At 59.7% G+C, this 15,231-nt stretch carries 10 protein-coding genes; 2 read left to right on the top strand and 8 right to left on the bottom strand.

Going from position 1 to position 15,231, the window contains the following annotated elements; translation table 11 throughout:
• Positions 1-117 precede the first annotated feature (117 nt).
• Positions 118-1,017, bottom strand: a complete 900-nt coding sequence (locus ACOZ4H_RS09695; protein WP_424329081.1) for a glycosyltransferase family 2 protein — start codon at positions 1,015-1,017, stop codon at positions 118-120.
• A gap of 405 nt (positions 1,018-1,422) precedes the next feature.
• Between ACOZ4H_RS09695 and ACOZ4H_RS09690 the strand changes: the two genes are divergently transcribed.
• Positions 1,423-2,670: a protoporphyrinogen/coproporphyrinogen oxidase gene (locus tag ACOZ4H_RS09690; RefSeq protein ID WP_424329080.1), complete on the top strand. Its 1,248-nt coding sequence runs from the start codon at positions 1,423-1,425 to the stop codon at positions 2,668-2,670.
• 50 nt (positions 2,671-2,720) lie between these two features.
• Positions 2,721-3,923, top strand: coding sequence for a glycosyltransferase family 4 protein (locus ACOZ4H_RS09685; RefSeq protein ID WP_424329079.1), 1,203 nt, complete (start codon positions 2,721-2,723; stop codon positions 3,921-3,923).
• Positions 3,924-3,931: 8 nt separating this feature from the next.
• Here ACOZ4H_RS09685 and ACOZ4H_RS09680 read toward each other — a convergent pair whose 3' ends face one another.
• The 7 genes from ACOZ4H_RS09680 to ACOZ4H_RS09650 all read right to left on the bottom strand — a co-directional run bounded on the left by ACOZ4H_RS09680 (position 3,932) and on the right by ACOZ4H_RS09650 (position 15,172).
• Entirely contained in the window at positions 3,932-4,915 is a 984-nt protein-coding gene (locus ACOZ4H_RS09680) for a DUF1616 domain-containing protein (RefSeq protein WP_424329078.1), read from the bottom strand.
• Between the two features lie 117 nt (positions 4,916-5,032).
• Entirely contained in the window at positions 5,033-6,403 is a 1,371-nt protein-coding gene (locus tag ACOZ4H_RS09675; RefSeq protein WP_424329077.1) for a hypothetical protein, read from the bottom strand.
• A 148-nt stretch (positions 6,404-6,551) separates the two neighbouring features.
• Positions 6,552-7,727: a sulfatase-like hydrolase/transferase gene (locus tag ACOZ4H_RS09670; RefSeq protein WP_424330358.1), complete on the bottom strand. Its 1,176-nt coding sequence runs from the start codon at positions 7,725-7,727 to the stop codon at positions 6,552-6,554.
• Between the two features lie 493 nt (positions 7,728-8,220).
• On the bottom strand, positions 8,221-11,265 hold the full coding sequence (locus tag ACOZ4H_RS09665; protein WP_424329076.1) for an FtsX-like permease family protein: 3,045 nt from the start codon (positions 11,263-11,265) through the stop codon (positions 8,221-8,223).
• Between the two features lie 7 nt (positions 11,266-11,272).
• Positions 11,273-11,974 (bottom strand): ABC transporter ATP-binding protein, encoded by a 702-nt coding sequence (locus ACOZ4H_RS09660; RefSeq protein WP_424329075.1) that lies wholly within the window; start codon positions 11,972-11,974, stop codon positions 11,273-11,275.
• Between the two features lie 89 nt (positions 11,975-12,063).
• Positions 12,064-13,752 carry a sodium:phosphate symporter gene (locus ACOZ4H_RS09655; protein ID WP_424329074.1) on the bottom strand — a complete coding sequence of 563 codons (1,689 nt, stop codon included), beginning with the start codon at positions 13,750-13,752 and terminating at the stop codon, positions 12,064-12,066.
• 64 nt (positions 13,753-13,816) lie between these two features.
• The gene (locus ACOZ4H_RS09650) at positions 13,817-15,172 is read right to left on the bottom strand and encodes a hypothetical protein (protein ID WP_424329073.1); all 1,356 of its coding nucleotides are present in this window, start codon (positions 15,170-15,172) and stop codon (positions 13,817-13,819) included.
• Positions 15,173-15,231 lie beyond the last annotated feature (59 nt).

Raw genomic sequence — 15,231 nt, 5'->3', positions numbered from 1 at the left:
ACAAACTGAACAACGTGTAGCATGATACCGATACTGTTCGATTTTCCGATCAGTGACCGCAAGCGGGTGAGTTATCTCACGTGAACGAGTCCGTTTCAATCGAATTGCTATCGGCGTTCAGGGATATCGTCCTTTTCCGCTCTCCCCGGTGAGACCATCAAAGAGCCCTTCGACTAATCCTCTGACACCTGCGAGTTCCCCGTAGTATACCCGGATCCCCACCTGCTCGACGATCCAACCGAACAGATACAGCAGAAAGAGGTCACTGATCCGTTCCCGAAACTTCTCCCTGAAGAGCACCATGTTCCGAGACCGGTAGTAGGAGTACATCGGTCCGAGTTCCCCCTTCGAACTCTTGCTTTCCTTGTGGTAAATTCTGGACGTAGTATCCGTCGCCAATTCGTACCCTGCGTCCTGTATCCGGACCGCGTGTTCGACATCATCGTAGTAGAGAAAATAGTCTTCGGGGAGCAGTCCAACCTCATCTAACACGCTTGCCGGGAAGAGCAAGCTGCAGTTCGGGATGTAATCGTTGTAAACGAGCCCGTCCGAACCGCTAGATTCCGCGTCAGCGTGGTCAGTGTTCCCCGTCTTCCAATCGATCGTACCTTTCTGGAACCAGATAGTTTCGGTATCGGGATACTCCGTGACTAGCGGTGTGAGCATCCCGATGTCCGGGTTCGCTTTCATTGTCTCGACAAGGTCAGACAGGAGCGATTCGTCCGGGATGACAACGTCGTTGTTCAGTTGCCAGACATACTCAGCACCAAGTTCGAGGGCTTTGCGGGTGCCGACGTTCATTCCGCCCGCATAGCCGAGGTTCTCACCGGTTCGGATCATCTCAACCGACTCGTACTCGGTTTCTAGTCGGTTTGCCGAGCCATCTGTGGACCCGTTGTCGACGAGCACAATGTCGTGGTTCGGATAGTCCAAAGTGAGCAATGAATCGAGACAGGCGCGTGTGTCATCGTAATTGTTCCAGGTAACGACAGAAGTGACGACGTACGGGACGCCCATTGTATCCAATTTAACGACACTTGGTAATGTAAATTTATTGTATTTTAGTCCTTACAACAGTCCCGGACTTGCGTTTCTAAACAAGAGTGGACTACCCTGCTGGGCAAACAGTGATCGTATTGGTCGGGTAGGAGAGGTCACGGTGATGCGACGTTATTCCAGCCACGAAGTCAAACTTATCACTACCGTCGCAGTGGGCTGGATTCGCGACCGGTTATAGCTAAGCGCACGATCCTACAACGGGGGTCAACGACGCTTGATCAAGTCGGGTGCGAAGTCCCCATCGCGCCAAGGAGTGTTCAATAAGGCGCAGTATAGCAGTTTGAGCAGCGAGTAAATATGACAAACTCGTCCTGTCCCGTAAATTGATGTATCTCGGACGAATATGTCATCTCACCGAATACTATGGTGACTGTAACAGTGATTGGTGCGGGCGTGGCCGGGTGTACAACTGGGTACCTTCTCAGCGAACGCGGGTACGACGTAACAATCCTCGAAAAGGGAGAAATCGGGGGACTTCTCCGAGAGATCGAGTTTGACTCGGGATATCACTGTGACTCTGCACCACATCTCCTCTTTTACGATCCCGAGGAAGAGGCAGTTGTGGGTGACCTGTTTAGGCGATTTACCGACTTGGACGATCATACATTCTATGCGAAAACGTATCCAAAAGGGACGCTAGACGAACCACACAATTACCCCGTTACGCGGTCGAATATATCGCTCTGGGACGACGCCGACGAAATCGAAAAAGAGTTAGCGACTGCGGAGGGGAAAACCGACGCCGATTACTTCGAGCCCTATATGCGTCGGCAGGTCGGAGAGCGGTTATACAACCGATATTACAAGAACTACACGAACAAGCACTGGGGAATCGATCCCACCCGGATTACTGGCGACTGGTTCGATTTCAAAATCAGTTTCCCCGACACTGAGGATTCGTTTTTCGATGGAGCCGCGAAGTATCCGCAAAAGAAGTATTCGACAGTCCTTACCGAGATGGTTGAGGATTGCAACGTCGTTTACGACGGTGCAACCGGATTCGAAACGGCGGGATCTGAAATTGAAGCTGTCACGACCGAAAGCGGGGAGGTGATCTCCAGTGACATATTCGTCAGTACGATCGATCCAAGCTTGTTGGTGGATACTGACAACTCGTTGCAGTATCGGAGTATGGCAATACTGGGAGCCCACATTGAAGCCTCCGAGAGGCTGTTCCCCGAACACGTGAGTTGGGGGTATTTCCCGAACGATTACGAGTTCACCCGCATTACTGACTACGATTTCACGCCCCAGGACATCCCGAACGAAGAGTACATTTTGACTGTCGAATTCCCCTGTTTTATCGAGGATGACATCTGGGCTCGCTCCACAGAGTGGTTCGAAAAGTACCTCCTTTCGTTCCTGGAGGAACAGGGCGTCGAGGCGACGGTGAAAGACGCAAAAGTGCGGCGTGCGCCGCGGGCGTATCCGCTCCCTGTCGAATCGGAGATCGAAACGTTCAACGAAATGAACAATCGACTGAACGCGTACGAAAACATGTTCAATCTCGGCCGGGTGAGTACCTATGAGTATATCTGGATCAAAGATATCGTACAGCAGGCACATGACACCGTGGATGAGCTGACCGCCGCGACACCGCTGCAATCGTAGTGAAGGCCCAACAGTCATCGTCAGAGTACGCTCGTACGTCCACTCCAGTCGTGAACGTCTTCCAGATCACACCGACAAACGTCTATCCACCGTCTGATGGCGGGCAGCACAGGAGCCATGGGCTCGTCACGTCGTTTCCCACCCACGGGGACGTGGTGTATCGATACTGTCAGGGCGGACATCTCGAAAACTACTTTCGCGGCGACCTGCAGCAGACGATCCAGATCGAGGATGGGTACCGAGAGTTGCAGCATTTGCATCCGCTGTTCGATCTCACCCGACTTCCCGAACTGTTCGGATTGCCGAACGTCTTTCTGGGCGCGTCGCTCCGCTTGCTGAAACCCGCGGTTTTTCAGCGACGAATCGACTGGGCCGACGTGATACTCGTCGAACTCCCCTGGCAGGTGCCAGCTGTCACATCACTGTCAGACAGTACCCCGGTCGTGTATTCGAGTCACAACGTCGAACAGGAGCGGTTCGAGTCAACCAGCAATGGCTTCATCGGAGACCGGTTTACCAGTCGGGTCTCAACAATCGAACGAACGGCACTCGAACAGGCCGCGGCGGTTGTCTGCACGTCCGAGCGCGATATTAGCGAATACCGCCGCCGTTACGACGTGCAGACAAACTATATTGTCTCCCCGAACGGCGTCGGCAGAGAAACGGTATGGAGCGAGGAGCCCCGAGAGTCCGCGTCGAGAACAGTTCGCAGGGAACACGACATCAGTACAGACATGATCGGGCTGTTTGTTGGAACGGATTACGGCCCGAACCGCGAGGCAGCGCACGAATTAGTTCGGATCGCCACGGAGGCGGCCGAGCGGGGGCTCGATATGCACTTTTTGATCGTTGGCAGTGTTGGCGAGTCGATAACTACCCAGCGAGACAACGTCACTTGCACCGGATTCGTGTCCGACCTAGACCCGTATTTTGCGGCGGCAGATATCGGGTTGAATCCAATCGACTCCGGAAGTGGCACGAACATCAAACTCCTCGAATATCTCGCAAAGCGTCTCCCCGTGGTGACCACTGACTTCGGGCGGCGTGGATTCCAGATCACCCATGAGCAGGAAGCCCTCGTTGTTCCGGTCACCGCGTTCACTGACTCGATTGCGCGTCTGGTCTCGGAAAGGACCCTTCGCGAGCGATTAGCCGCTAACGGTCACGAGTACGTCCGGGAGACGCATCTATGGGAGCGGATATCCACGGACTTGCGCGTCCAGCTCAGCAATGTTATCGCCGAGTACTCGTAGCGGACCGGTCACTCAGCGGCGGTTACGTTAATCCAGAGATGGGTCTCGCGGTACGCGTTCTCAGTCGTCGGCTCGGCTGGCGGTTCACCGCGGTAGAGCAGATATGCCAATCTGAGTCGCGGGCCGGACAGTTCTGGCTCAACGCTATGAGGAATCGTGTCACTTTGGTTGTGTGCGAGCGTAATCGTAAACCGATCCAGTTCGTTCTCGCGTACGACCGTCGTCTCATCGTCTGCTACTTCTTGGAGTTTAATTACGGTAGTGTAACTGGTCGTCTCGTGCTCATGGTTGTCCAGCCCGATAACAACCTGTTTCTGTTGGCCGCTTGTGAATTCGGTGGGATAGTCCCTCGCGACGAGGTCACCGGTGGCTGTTTCGGTCAGCAGATACATCTCTGTGAACGACCCTTCATCAGTGGGCTCGCCAACGCCAAACCCGACGGTCACAACTGTGAGCACGACTCCAACGACCAGTAGTATATTCAGTCCGAAATCGACCCGTGTCGGCGGGTTACCGAGCCGGTGACGGACAGTTCGGTACCAGTGGCCGATGGGTACGGTGTAGCGGTTCTCGGCCGAAAGTTCCCGGCGTCGTTTTATCGCAACCACAGTGGCGACGAGTACGAATCCGGCGACACTGACGAACAGCGTGACGGTTCCAAACTCCCAGGGAGAGATCTCCAGAAACAGCCCACAGAAGATAATAAGGGCGATACTCGTCGCGAACGAAAGAGTGAGCCGCTCAATCCCGTCGATCCGGTCACTGATGATTCCCGTCGCCTCGTCAGCGTCAACGCCAGTGGTCGGGTGGTTCTGCGGCGGTGCCTCGGGAAATAAGACGGCAATAAGCGCGTATCCCGGAATGAACAAGACGAATGGGACTCCGAGGATGACCCGCAGCGGGGACGAACGGAGAACAGGTGTGAACACCGTGATACCGGTCGCAGCCACGGAGAGGAGAACGATCATCAGATCGGCGGGGACTGCTTGCACAAATCCTGGGAGTAACCGAACAAGAACTGATCTGTTCGACATCTAGTGTGTTTGATTCATCGGTCCATAATATTAATATCACCGGGTAACTGGTAATTCCACTCCGGATAGACGGCGCTACAGCCTCGATAGTTTGTACCCGACCACTGGATCACCGACTGCCGTATCCTTCTCCACGATATCGATCTTGTACTCACCGTCGGTGCTGTCCCACCGAACGGACGAATCGACACTGACACAGCAGTCGTTTGCGCCGTCGCCTGTCGGGTCCAGATGGACACTCAAGTGAGTGCCTGGTTCGGAAATTCCGGTAGAGATAGTCGTCTCTCCCTCTGTAAGCGTCACCGATCCGGTGGTGGATTCACGCGATTTCGAACCGATATCTAACTGCTGTTCCGTCCCGTCGTCTCTGATCGCTTTGAGTTCTCCGCTACTCGCATCTGTGAACAGTTTTACGCCTGTGTCCGGCGGGGTAGGGGATGACTGTGGGATGAACGTGATATCCGTCGTTTCACCGCGAGCCTTCGGGAGCCACGAATTCCCTTTTACCGACATCGAAAAATAAAACAAATTCGTCAGGTGTACCTTGGTTTCGTTTTCGGGTTCTGCAAACGTCCACCGCATCGCAGTGATAGGGGGGGTCGCGTCAGTCAGGTCCAGGATAACGACTGCATCTGAGTTGTTTTCCTTCGTAGCGACCTGTTCCCAGGCCCCATCAGATGACCGTAACTCGATGGAGATGAACTGTGGCTTGGCTTGATCCCGGAACATCACCATCGCCCGTCCAGGTCCCCAGTCTTCCTCAAGGTCCTCGATAGTGATCTGAGCCGGGAAATCTTCTGGTTGGTTCCAGCCGGCCCAGAGCTTCGGCCCAGGCTTGAATATCGTGTGCAGTCCCGCACCGGCACTCAGCGGAGTGTGGCTGACGTCGGCCCACGCATCGGCAAATCCGAGCACATTATCCTGTGCACCGACCGCATCAGTTGCGTGTGGATGCATCCCGGGCAATATCATGTCGTGGACGTGATTATTCGTATCATAGGGACCTTTGAGCGTTCCATCGGATAACTGAACGCTACCGGACATTTCCAGTCGCTGTGTCTCGCTATCGAAGGTCGCATCGAACTCGTCGTTGTCACCAAATGTCACTGTTTGATCCGTTCCGACATGGAGCGAGTCGACAGCTAGCGAGCCCAATGCAGCGTCAATACCGGCAATATCGTCTCCCTGTATCGCAGTGTCTACGCTGACAGTATTCGGATTCCGCTGCTCTATCGACGTCGCACCGGTGAAATCGAGTTTCGTGACATCAGCGCTTACGCGAGAGCCGTCCTGCAGCACGTCGACACCGGTACTCCCGTTGCCGGTGAGACTGCCGCAACCGGCGAGGAAAGAGAGTCCGGAAAGTCCTGCCACACCGAGGAGTTTTCGTCGGGAGAGTTCAGTTGGCTCTATCTGTTCTGACTGTGATTCCCCTGATTCAACCATTGAATCAGCCATTGAGTACACTATATCATAATTATAGAGAACGTACTGTGGGACAACCCGAGTTCTCCTACGTCTACTATACCACCGAGATTGGTGGCCCACCTACAAACCGAGTCGGTTCCGTATTGAGTCCGTCACGCCGCACCAGTTAGAGATATCCCAGGTCTTCTAATCGACTCTCGACAGTTGAGTTTTCAATAGTTCCGAGGTCCGAGTACCACTCCTGTAGCGGATCCTGTATCTCAGGTCGGCTCACGAAGTCACTCACCGCTTCCAGAAGTTCCGTCGGCGCGGCCTGTTCCGGTTTCGGATATAATTCGTCCGGGTCGGATGCCAACTGATAGAATTCCGTATTAATCACGTTCCAGTCATAATCGTACGTGTTCACCAGTTTCTCCTCTCCCGTCCGGATACCAGCCCATATTTTCCCCGTTTCGGCATCTGGTCCACATAGAAGCCGTTGCGGGGGTACGGTTGCCGCCGCCTCAGTCCCCTCCCAAACGGCCGGCGGGTCACAACCCAGAAATCGGAGTATCGTCGGGGCGATGTCTATCTGGCGGGTGAGACCGTCCGTCAGTCGACCGATATCGCTGTTTGTCAACAGCGGGACACGGACCGTTTCGTCGTATAATTGCTTATGGCTCACAATCCCGTGATCGAACTCCTCACCGTGGTCGGCAGTAACGACAGTCGGAGTATCGCCGAACGTCCGGAGCCACGGCGTGAGATGGGTATCCAGCCGCCGCACGGCCTGTTCGTATAGGCTTCGCGAATGAAACCGCAGCCACTCCGGGTACGCTGCGTCGTCGTACTGGGATGCTGCAGCGAGCGATAGCGGTGACAGAACGGGACCCACCTGTAGCCCACGCTTTAGTCCGGGGAGGTACGGTTTATGCGGTTCCATCAGATGGACCCAGAGAAACCGTGGTGGGTGCGTATTTTCCCACCAGACCTTCGCTCGTTGTAAAACGGTTTCGGCAGGTATCAGCGGTTTTAGTTGCAGGAGGTTACGTGCCCGTTCGAGGCCGAACCGAAGTCGACCCGAATCTTCGATCCCGCCGTTCCAGAACGTGTCGAACTCGTCACGCCAGCGACTCAGCCAGGGATTCGAAGCGACAAACCCGGCTGTCGAGTAGCCAACTCCGTTAAGTTTCTCGGGGAGGGTCGGGATGTCCGGGTTGACACTACCGTCTTTCGTCCAGACCTGCGGGTAGTATGACGCTCCGAACAGTGCGGGAAAAGTATTACTTGTGTTCGAGGAGGTTGCTATGGCTGCTGTCCGCTCCCAATCGCTATTAGTCGTATACGATCGCAACTCCGGCATCGATTTTATCGCATCGTCTCTCCAGCAGTCGATCGTCACGAATACGAAATCAGTCATCCCGGACATGGCTCTCTCCGAACTAACAGTGATGCAACGTATTTAATTAACAACTACTTTCGAGTACAGTACGGATCAGAGTACATCGATTACCGTCGTAATCGGCTTCGAGTGCTCGCCCAAATCAGCTCACAGAGACACGAAAATCTCTCTTCGCAAGGCCGACGAATAATACTATTATATTTAACATATCCGCGGCCAAAATACGCAGTTCGGTCGGCTGTGGTCCCAGAGCAGGGTAAGACAAGTGCCGATATTTCCGCCTGACACCCTCTTCAGGAACAAGTGACAAGTCTGGACGGCAGCCATAGGCCGATTGGTCGTAATACTTGTTCACATGAACACATTCCTTTTTCGACATTGGCAATCCGATTAAGACCACCGACAATCGGAGCCACTGATAGCGTCCGGATATCTGACGGATCGCTCACCGTACTTAGTCCGCCGACTCCTCGTCGGGCGTCCGCGTCCGGTCACCGCTCGGAAGCAGCGAGACCGGCGACGCCGTCAGATACGGCACCGTTGCGACGAGAGCACCGAACAGCGCAAGCGAGACGCCACCAACGAATATCGCTGCGAGGATGCTTGGCGGTGTCTGCGCGGAGAGGCGGAAGCCGAAGAAGACGAGCCAGCCAGCCCGTTCCAGCAGCTGTAACGCGACGACCGAGAGGCCGAGAGCGAGTGCCGTCGCGGGGATAGCGATACGAGCAATATCGGCCAGAATCGTCCGCAGGACCCGCCACTGCGTCGCGCCGGTCGAGCGATGGATGCCGATGGCCTGCCGACGCGCGTGGACCCCCTGGGCGAACGTCGCCGTGGTACTGCCGACGGTGCTCAGCGCCGAGAGGACGACAAGCACGCCCAGAATCAGCTGGACGTTCCCGAACACGCCCTCGACGGAGCGTTCGATGGGCGTTCCGGACGCGTACGACCCGCTACTTGCCACCGCAGATGCCAGCCGGCGGTCACCGGTTACCGTATACTCCGTCGTGGTGAGGGTGGTCCCGTTGGCTGTCACCCGGTACGTGTACGTTCCGGGCTGGCCCCGTCCACCGTCCGGCGAGAACCGCGTCTGCGTGACGTTTCCGGGCGGCATATAGACGGTCCGGTTCCGGGAGACGCCGGGACCGATGACGCCCACATTGCGTGTAATCGGTTCCTGCCAGGGGTTTGCCAGCCCGATGGTGAGCGTTGGCGTCGTCAGGACCGATCCGGAGGACGGTGAGATTTCCAATTCCGCGTACAGTTCCCGCTCTGTACCGCGGACGATCTGGATGTCGTGTGTCGCCGTTTGGTCTCCCGAACGAGCCGTTATCGTGTAGTTCCCTGGCTCACGGGGAAGGGGAACGACGGCGACGCCGCTTGATCCAGTTCTGAGCGACGGCCCGTCCACTGTGACGGTGGCGTTCGAAACTCGGTCCCCGGTTTTCGTGACGACAGGCACTGAGAGTCCTGACCCGGGCGGTGCCTGTGACGGCAACTGGCTCGGAATCTCGATAGCGTTCGGCGAAACGACTGTCACCGAATGGGTGTACTCCCCGGCAGTGGCGTTTGCGGTCCCCAGTTCGGAGGCGGTAAAGGAGACGGTCCCAGTCCGTTCCTGTCCCGGCGGGACGGCGACCGTCGTCGTTCGCTGTTCGCCCTGATATCGGACTGTGACCTCCCGGTCAGCCCGCTCGTTGCCAACGTTTCGCACGGCGACGGAGAGGTTGACAGCGTCACCCTTCGTGACGCGCCCCGGACCCGATAGCCCCGTCACGACAGCGCCCGACCGGTTGGCAGCGACACCGTCGGCGTCGTCAATTCCCGAAACGGACCCTTTCACGCGAATCATGTGGACCTGTCCCTGCCCGGTCGCCAGGTCGGCCGCGGAGTCAAGCGGCAGAATGAGCAGGTCATCGAGCGTTCTGGCGGCGTCGTACCGCCCAACGATGGTGACTCGACGGATACCAGGCTTGACGCTCCCGCTGACGGTCAGTTCGTCGCCCACTTCGACATCCAGGGTCCGTGCGAGATCGTTCCCGATGACGGCCTCGTCGTATCGCTGTGGTCGCTGCCCTTCGACCAGCGTGGCCCCGGTGACGTTCGCAAACGCGTCGTACTCCGCCCCGTGGGCCATGTACGGTTGACCGTCCGAAACCTGGGCATAGATGATCTCCGGGCTGGCCGGCGTCCCGTCGGCCCGCAGGGCTGAGGCGTACTCAGCATCGAGGCGACTGTTCAGCGGGTGGGGTGCGCCGGCTTCGGTGATGGTCCCGGAGCCGCCCGCCCCGCCCCCGAGCGGGGATGCCAGACCAGCCAGCGAGACGACGAGCAGGAACGTGATGCCGAACACGGTCAGCGTCGCCGCCGTCGGCACGACCGAGCGCCACGACAGGAACGTCGGCGCGACCCAGTTTCTGACCGTCGCAAGCGTCGACTGCCCGGACTGGCCGGACCGAGCGTGACGGCCGCCGAGCGAGGCCGGCGGACGGGTCGCCGCGGGATAGGCGGCCAGCGCGCCGGCGACCAGCCCCATCAAGACGAAGGTCCCAGCGACACCGCCGACGACGGTCGCACTCTGTCCCGTGACGGTGACATCGAGCGCGATTGGGAGGCCGACGTAGATCGCGACGTTGACCAGCGCCTTGATCAGGATGAGTCCGACGGCGTAGCCCAGAACTACGCCGGTCGTCACGAGGAGGCCGGCGCGGAGCGTAAACAGGAGTCCCACACGCCAACCCGGCGCGCCGGTCGAGCGGATGACCCGTATCGCGTCAAGCCGGTCGCGGACGCTCATCCGCGTGACGTTGTAGACGACAATGAGGACCAGCAATCCGCCGGCGGCCGCCGCGATGCCCAGCGCCCAGAGCACCTGCTCTAAGCCGCCGAGGACGTACAGGAGCGCGCTGACCAATGGTGCCCCGTCACTTGGGAGGCTTCCCAGCCCGGTTCCGCTCGGGCTGTGGTCAATGACGAAGTAGCCGGTGACGCCGACCTGCTGGGCGGTCGAGGCGTTCGTCGCGTACCACTGATTGGAGAGGAACGTCGTCCCCCGCTCCTGTGGGACAACCGCGAGTGAGACGGTGCCGTTCGACCCGCTGACCGTTCGGGTCCGCTGCTGAGAGACCGGTCCCCGCCCGTCAACGCCGTCCGGAATCGTCGGTAATCGCCCCTCCTGCCACTGGGCCGAACCCTCGATGAGTACCCTGGGTGTATCGGGCGGAATGCCGACGAGACGAACGTCAGTCCCGTTTGCGGTCGCCGTCGCTGTCGGGAGCACGGTGACGTCCCCACCGGTTTCGGGCGGGCCGTTCGCCGCGTCGTGATAGGTGACCGTCCCGGAGTTCGCAAGCGGTTCGGCGAACGTTTCCGAGTACGTGACCGCAGTGAACAACAGCAGGACCGTGCCGATGAGAAACGCGGCCGTCACGGCGACGACGACCACGGTGAGCCGGTCCCGTCTGGACCAGCGAAACAGGAGGGCGTTTCTGTATCCCATCGGTTCGTTAATTCGTCTCCGTGGACGGGCTCGCGTCCGGCGTCGAAGCGGCATCGGAGACGAGCGTGCCGCCGCGGATGAACAACCGCTCGTCGAACCGCTGGGCCAGTTGCGGGTCGTGACTGATAACGACGAGCGCGGTTTCCGTCGATTCCTTCATGCTGAACAGGAGGTTCAGCACTGACTCTGCCGTGTCCGGATCTAGCTGCCCGGTCGGTTCGTCGGCGAGCACGATTTCGGGGCGGTTCGCGAGCGCCCGTGCGATGGCGACGCGCTGTTTCTCGCCCCCGCTCAGCGTCGCGGGGTACTGGTGTTCGAGCCCGGCGATACCCAGGCGGTCGAACAGCGTGTCCAGCCAGTCGGGGTCGCGGTCGCCCGCGTGTTCCTGCGGGAGCGACGCGTTCTCGCGGGCGGTCAGGTCGCCGATGAGCTGGAAGTCCTGAAAGACGAACCCGAGTGTCGTCCGACGCAGGCGAGCGCGCTGGCGTTCGGACAGTGTGCTCGCGTCCCGGCCGTCGATCTCCAGTCGACCGCTAGACGGTGACTCTAGCAGTCCGAGGACGTTGAACAACGTCGACTTCCCGGCCCCGCTAGGGCCCTGAACGAGCATTGCCGCGTCGGCCCCGACCGTGAGCGAGACGCCGTCGAGAATTTTGGTTCCCCGTCGTGTGACACACAGTTCCGACCCGACGAGGACGGGGTCAGTCATTGTCGGCCTTTCTGCCGGCCCCGTATTGTATGCCACGGTTACATACCCGGGAGAGACGGGCATGGGTGGGGCTCATCAAACCGTGTGCGTCAGCAACTCGTTCGGTTCCCGCCGGGCCGAACGAGGTACACGGAGTCGAGGCCGCGCGTGTCATAGACCACGTCGTTCTCGTAGCGCCACTCCTCCAGCGCCGCGGGCGTGGTCTTCTCGCTCCCTGCTGGGAACAGGTGCGCTCCAGTCGTCCCCCACGACGCCCGCGATAGCGTCGGGCAGTTAGGTTCCGCGCCGCCACCGAGCCACCGAGCAGTCGGCTGGTACGTTCCGTTGGACGCACCCGGATAGTACAAATCGACGATACGGCTGAACGGGTGGTCCGACGCCCACTGCTCGTCGACGTGGTCCGCGGTGAACGTCGCGGCCGCGAACTGCGATTCGGTCGCTCCGGTCGGGAAGGCTAGCGTGTCGAGATTGACGAACGCAATGGGCATCGTCGCAACCGCGGCAACCACGACGACGACCGTCAGAACCGTTGCGAGTCGGCGGCTGTGGGCCTTCGGCGTTCCAAGCCCGCCGTCCGGCGACGGCGACCGCCGATAGGCGACCGACGCGACGCCGATACCGGCGAGCACGAACACGGGCAGATGAACGAACGTCTGCCCGCGGAGCGCCGTCCCGTAGTACTCCGGCGTCAGCGAGGCGGTCAGCGAGAAGTACACGACGACAATCGGCGCCAGCAGCAACGCCAGCACGACCGGGCCGATCCGCCGACGGTCGCGGCCCGCACGCGGGAGTCCGACGAGCGCAAACACTACCGGGACGGCGAAGGCCGCAACGAGCACCAGGAGCCCGGCTGGCGTGGTCTGTGTCCCGGGGAAGACGGTCTGCAGTGCGTTCGCACCGAGCGTCAGGAACCAGAGGCCGACCGCGCCACCGATAGTCACCCGTTGCAGGCGAGCGCTCGTCCGCTGGAACCAGACTACTGTCGCCACCAGAACGACAACCCAGGCCAGGAAGAGCCCCGGATACGCGCTGACACGGTCGACATAGGGAACCATCAACTGGGACTGTTCTGCAATCCGGTAGTACCCCCACATGTACACCCAGAAGGCCGCGACGACGGCGAGAGCGGTGACGGCGTCACGACGCGACGGAATCCTCGCGAGATGGGCGGCTAGCACCCCCGTGAGTACCAGCGCAACGATGAGCGAGCTGAACGTATGCAGGAGCGGGAAGGCAGCGAACAGGACGACCATAACCGCCCCCCAGCGACGCCTGTATCGGTCCGTCGTGAGTAGCCGATGGACGGCAATCGCAAACAGTGGGAGCAAGAGGAACGCCAGCGCCTCCTCGTCCGTCTGTCCGGTCCGACGGAGATAGATGCCCTCCACCGCGAGCCCCATCCCGACCACGCCCATCGCCAGCGTCGTCCGCGAGTGACGCCACCGACTCGACTGCGCGAGGCGTTTGACCAGCGCCATCGCCGTCAGACAGGACGCTGCACCGGTGACCGCGACGACCGGCTGGGCAATGTACAGCGGCCGTTCACCGGTGAGTGAGCCGACAACTGTCAGAACAGCGGTAAACACGATGTTGTCCGCGCGGAACCGCGTGAGGGGAAACGTCCCCGTTTCGAGCGTGTCCCTGGCCAGAGCGACGTAGCCGAATCCGTCTAGCGTCGAGGGCAGCGGTGTCCAGTGGAGCGTCGTCAGTCGGGCCGCGACGGCCACGGCCACCACAGCCACGATGAGCAGCAATCGCCCCTTCCGGCCGTCACTCATTGGCCGTTCCTACAGCGGGTGGGTGTAAGATAGTTACCGCATTTCGACGGACGTCTCGGGTCCGTCACACACTGTCGACCTGGAAGTCCCTAGCGCGTTCGACCGCGGCTTCCGCACTGGCCCGGTCCATCGGGTCTGTGGTGAAGGCCGCGCGGTCGTAGGCCTCCACGACGGTCCGGACCGAATCGACCTGATCTGCGCCGAGGGCGCTGTCCTCACACCACTCAAGCAGCTCCCAGTGTGTCTTCCCGTTCTGAAAGCCAGCTGCCGCCCGGAGTTCGTCAGAGACTGACTCGTACGCTATTTTAACCGCTGAGTCGTACTCGCCGGCCGCGAGGGCTTGCCCCATCCGGTCGGTCGGACCGCCAGTCGATATGGTAGTGTCGTCGGTGGACTCGGAGGCGTGGGTTTCGTCGGTATCAGTCGTCACGGTCGTATCAGTGGTCCGTGTTTGGTCAGCGTCAGTCGTCACGGTTGTCTCCGTCTCCTCGGACTCGGGGACAGCATCGGAATACAGACCCAGGCGGCGAACGGTGACTTCGAGGACGACGAGGATGACCCCGGTCAGCACCGCGGCGGTGACCGGAACCGTGAAGAACGAACGGATCTGCGACACGAGCGGCTGGAGACCACTCCCTGGCTGCTCCATCGACCCATCCGAAGTGGCCGCCGTCGGACTCGTCGCGGCACCGCCCGAAAGCTCGACTGTGATCGATTCGGCGGTGCGCTCGCCCGCAATCGCGCGGTCCTCGTACGGAATCACGGCCGAGACAGTCTGCTCACCGGTCGGTACGCTCGGCGGCAGCCTGATAGTGGTCGTCACGGTCCCGTTGCTCCCGGTCACCAGGCGTTTGAACAGCGTCCCGCCGATGCGTACTTCGATCGGGACATCGCTGATGCCCGCCCCGTCGACGCGTACACCTGTTGTGACTGTCAGTTCGTCGCCGGTAGCGAGACGGGACGGTGACCGGTTGAGGGTGAGCGTCGGAGTCACCTGCGTTACACTGGTAGTGACGGTTGCTGCGTCACCGCGATACACCGAGGACTGGTCCGGGATATATCGGATCGAAACGTCAGTGGTACCGGTCCGGGCGGATCGCGGCCGGTACTGGAACGCGAACGAGCCGTTGCCGTCGGTCTCGACGAGCCGCGTCCGGTTTTCGATTTCGAGTCTGATCTGTTCGTTCGCGACGGGCGTCCCGTTTGCCGTCCGTAGCGTCCCGCGGATGGTAGCGGGATTTGTGTAGGAAACCGATCCGGAAACGTCCTGAACGTCGAGAGTCGTGTTCACGGCCCCCGTCTGGGTCTGCATCGCTGTCCCGGCACTGTCGGTAGCGATGGCTGTCGACCCGCCGATCCCGACAAGCAGGACCAGCAGGACCGTCCCGGCACCGACGAACCACGACTGCGGGGTTGCCACTATCAGGTTCGACAATAGGTACCATATTCGTTTTATCGTTTCCGCTGCTGAGCGCTGAA

The organism is Haloarcula amylolytica, assembly GCF_049705545.1.
GTDB classification, from domain to species: domain Archaea; phylum Halobacteriota; class Halobacteria; order Halobacteriales; family Haloarculaceae; genus Haloarcula; species Haloarcula amylolytica_B.
Note: the sequence above shows the minus strand (reverse complement) of the source record. Positions and strands in the feature narration are given on the sequence as shown.

Bases quoted from the DNA above. Each gene is read 5' to 3' on its own strand.
- ACOZ4H_RS09695 (WP_424329081.1), bottom strand. From the start codon at position 1,017: ATGGGCGTCCCGTACGTCGTCACTTCTGTCGTTACCTGGAACAATTAC.
- ACOZ4H_RS09690 (WP_424329080.1), top strand. From the start codon at position 1,423: ATGGTGACTGTAACAGTGATTGGTGCGGGCGTGGCCGGGTGTACAACT.
- ACOZ4H_RS09675 (WP_424329077.1), bottom strand. From the start codon at position 6,403: ATGGTTGAATCAGGGGAATCACAGTCAGAACAGATAGAGCCAACTGAA.
- ACOZ4H_RS09670 (WP_424330358.1), bottom strand. From the start codon at position 7,727: ATGCCGGAGTTGCGATCGTATACGACTAATAGCGATTGGGAGCGGACA.
- ACOZ4H_RS09665 (WP_424329076.1), bottom strand. From the start codon at position 11,265: ATGGGATACAGAAACGCCCTCCTGTTTCGCTGGTCCAGACGGGACCGG.
- ACOZ4H_RS09660 (WP_424329075.1), bottom strand. From the start codon at position 11,974: ATGACTGACCCCGTCCTCGTCGGGTCGGAACTGTGTGTCACACGACGG.
- ACOZ4H_RS09655 (WP_424329074.1), bottom strand. From the start codon at position 13,752: ATGAGTGACGGCCGGAAGGGGCGATTGCTGCTCATCGTGGCTGTGGTG.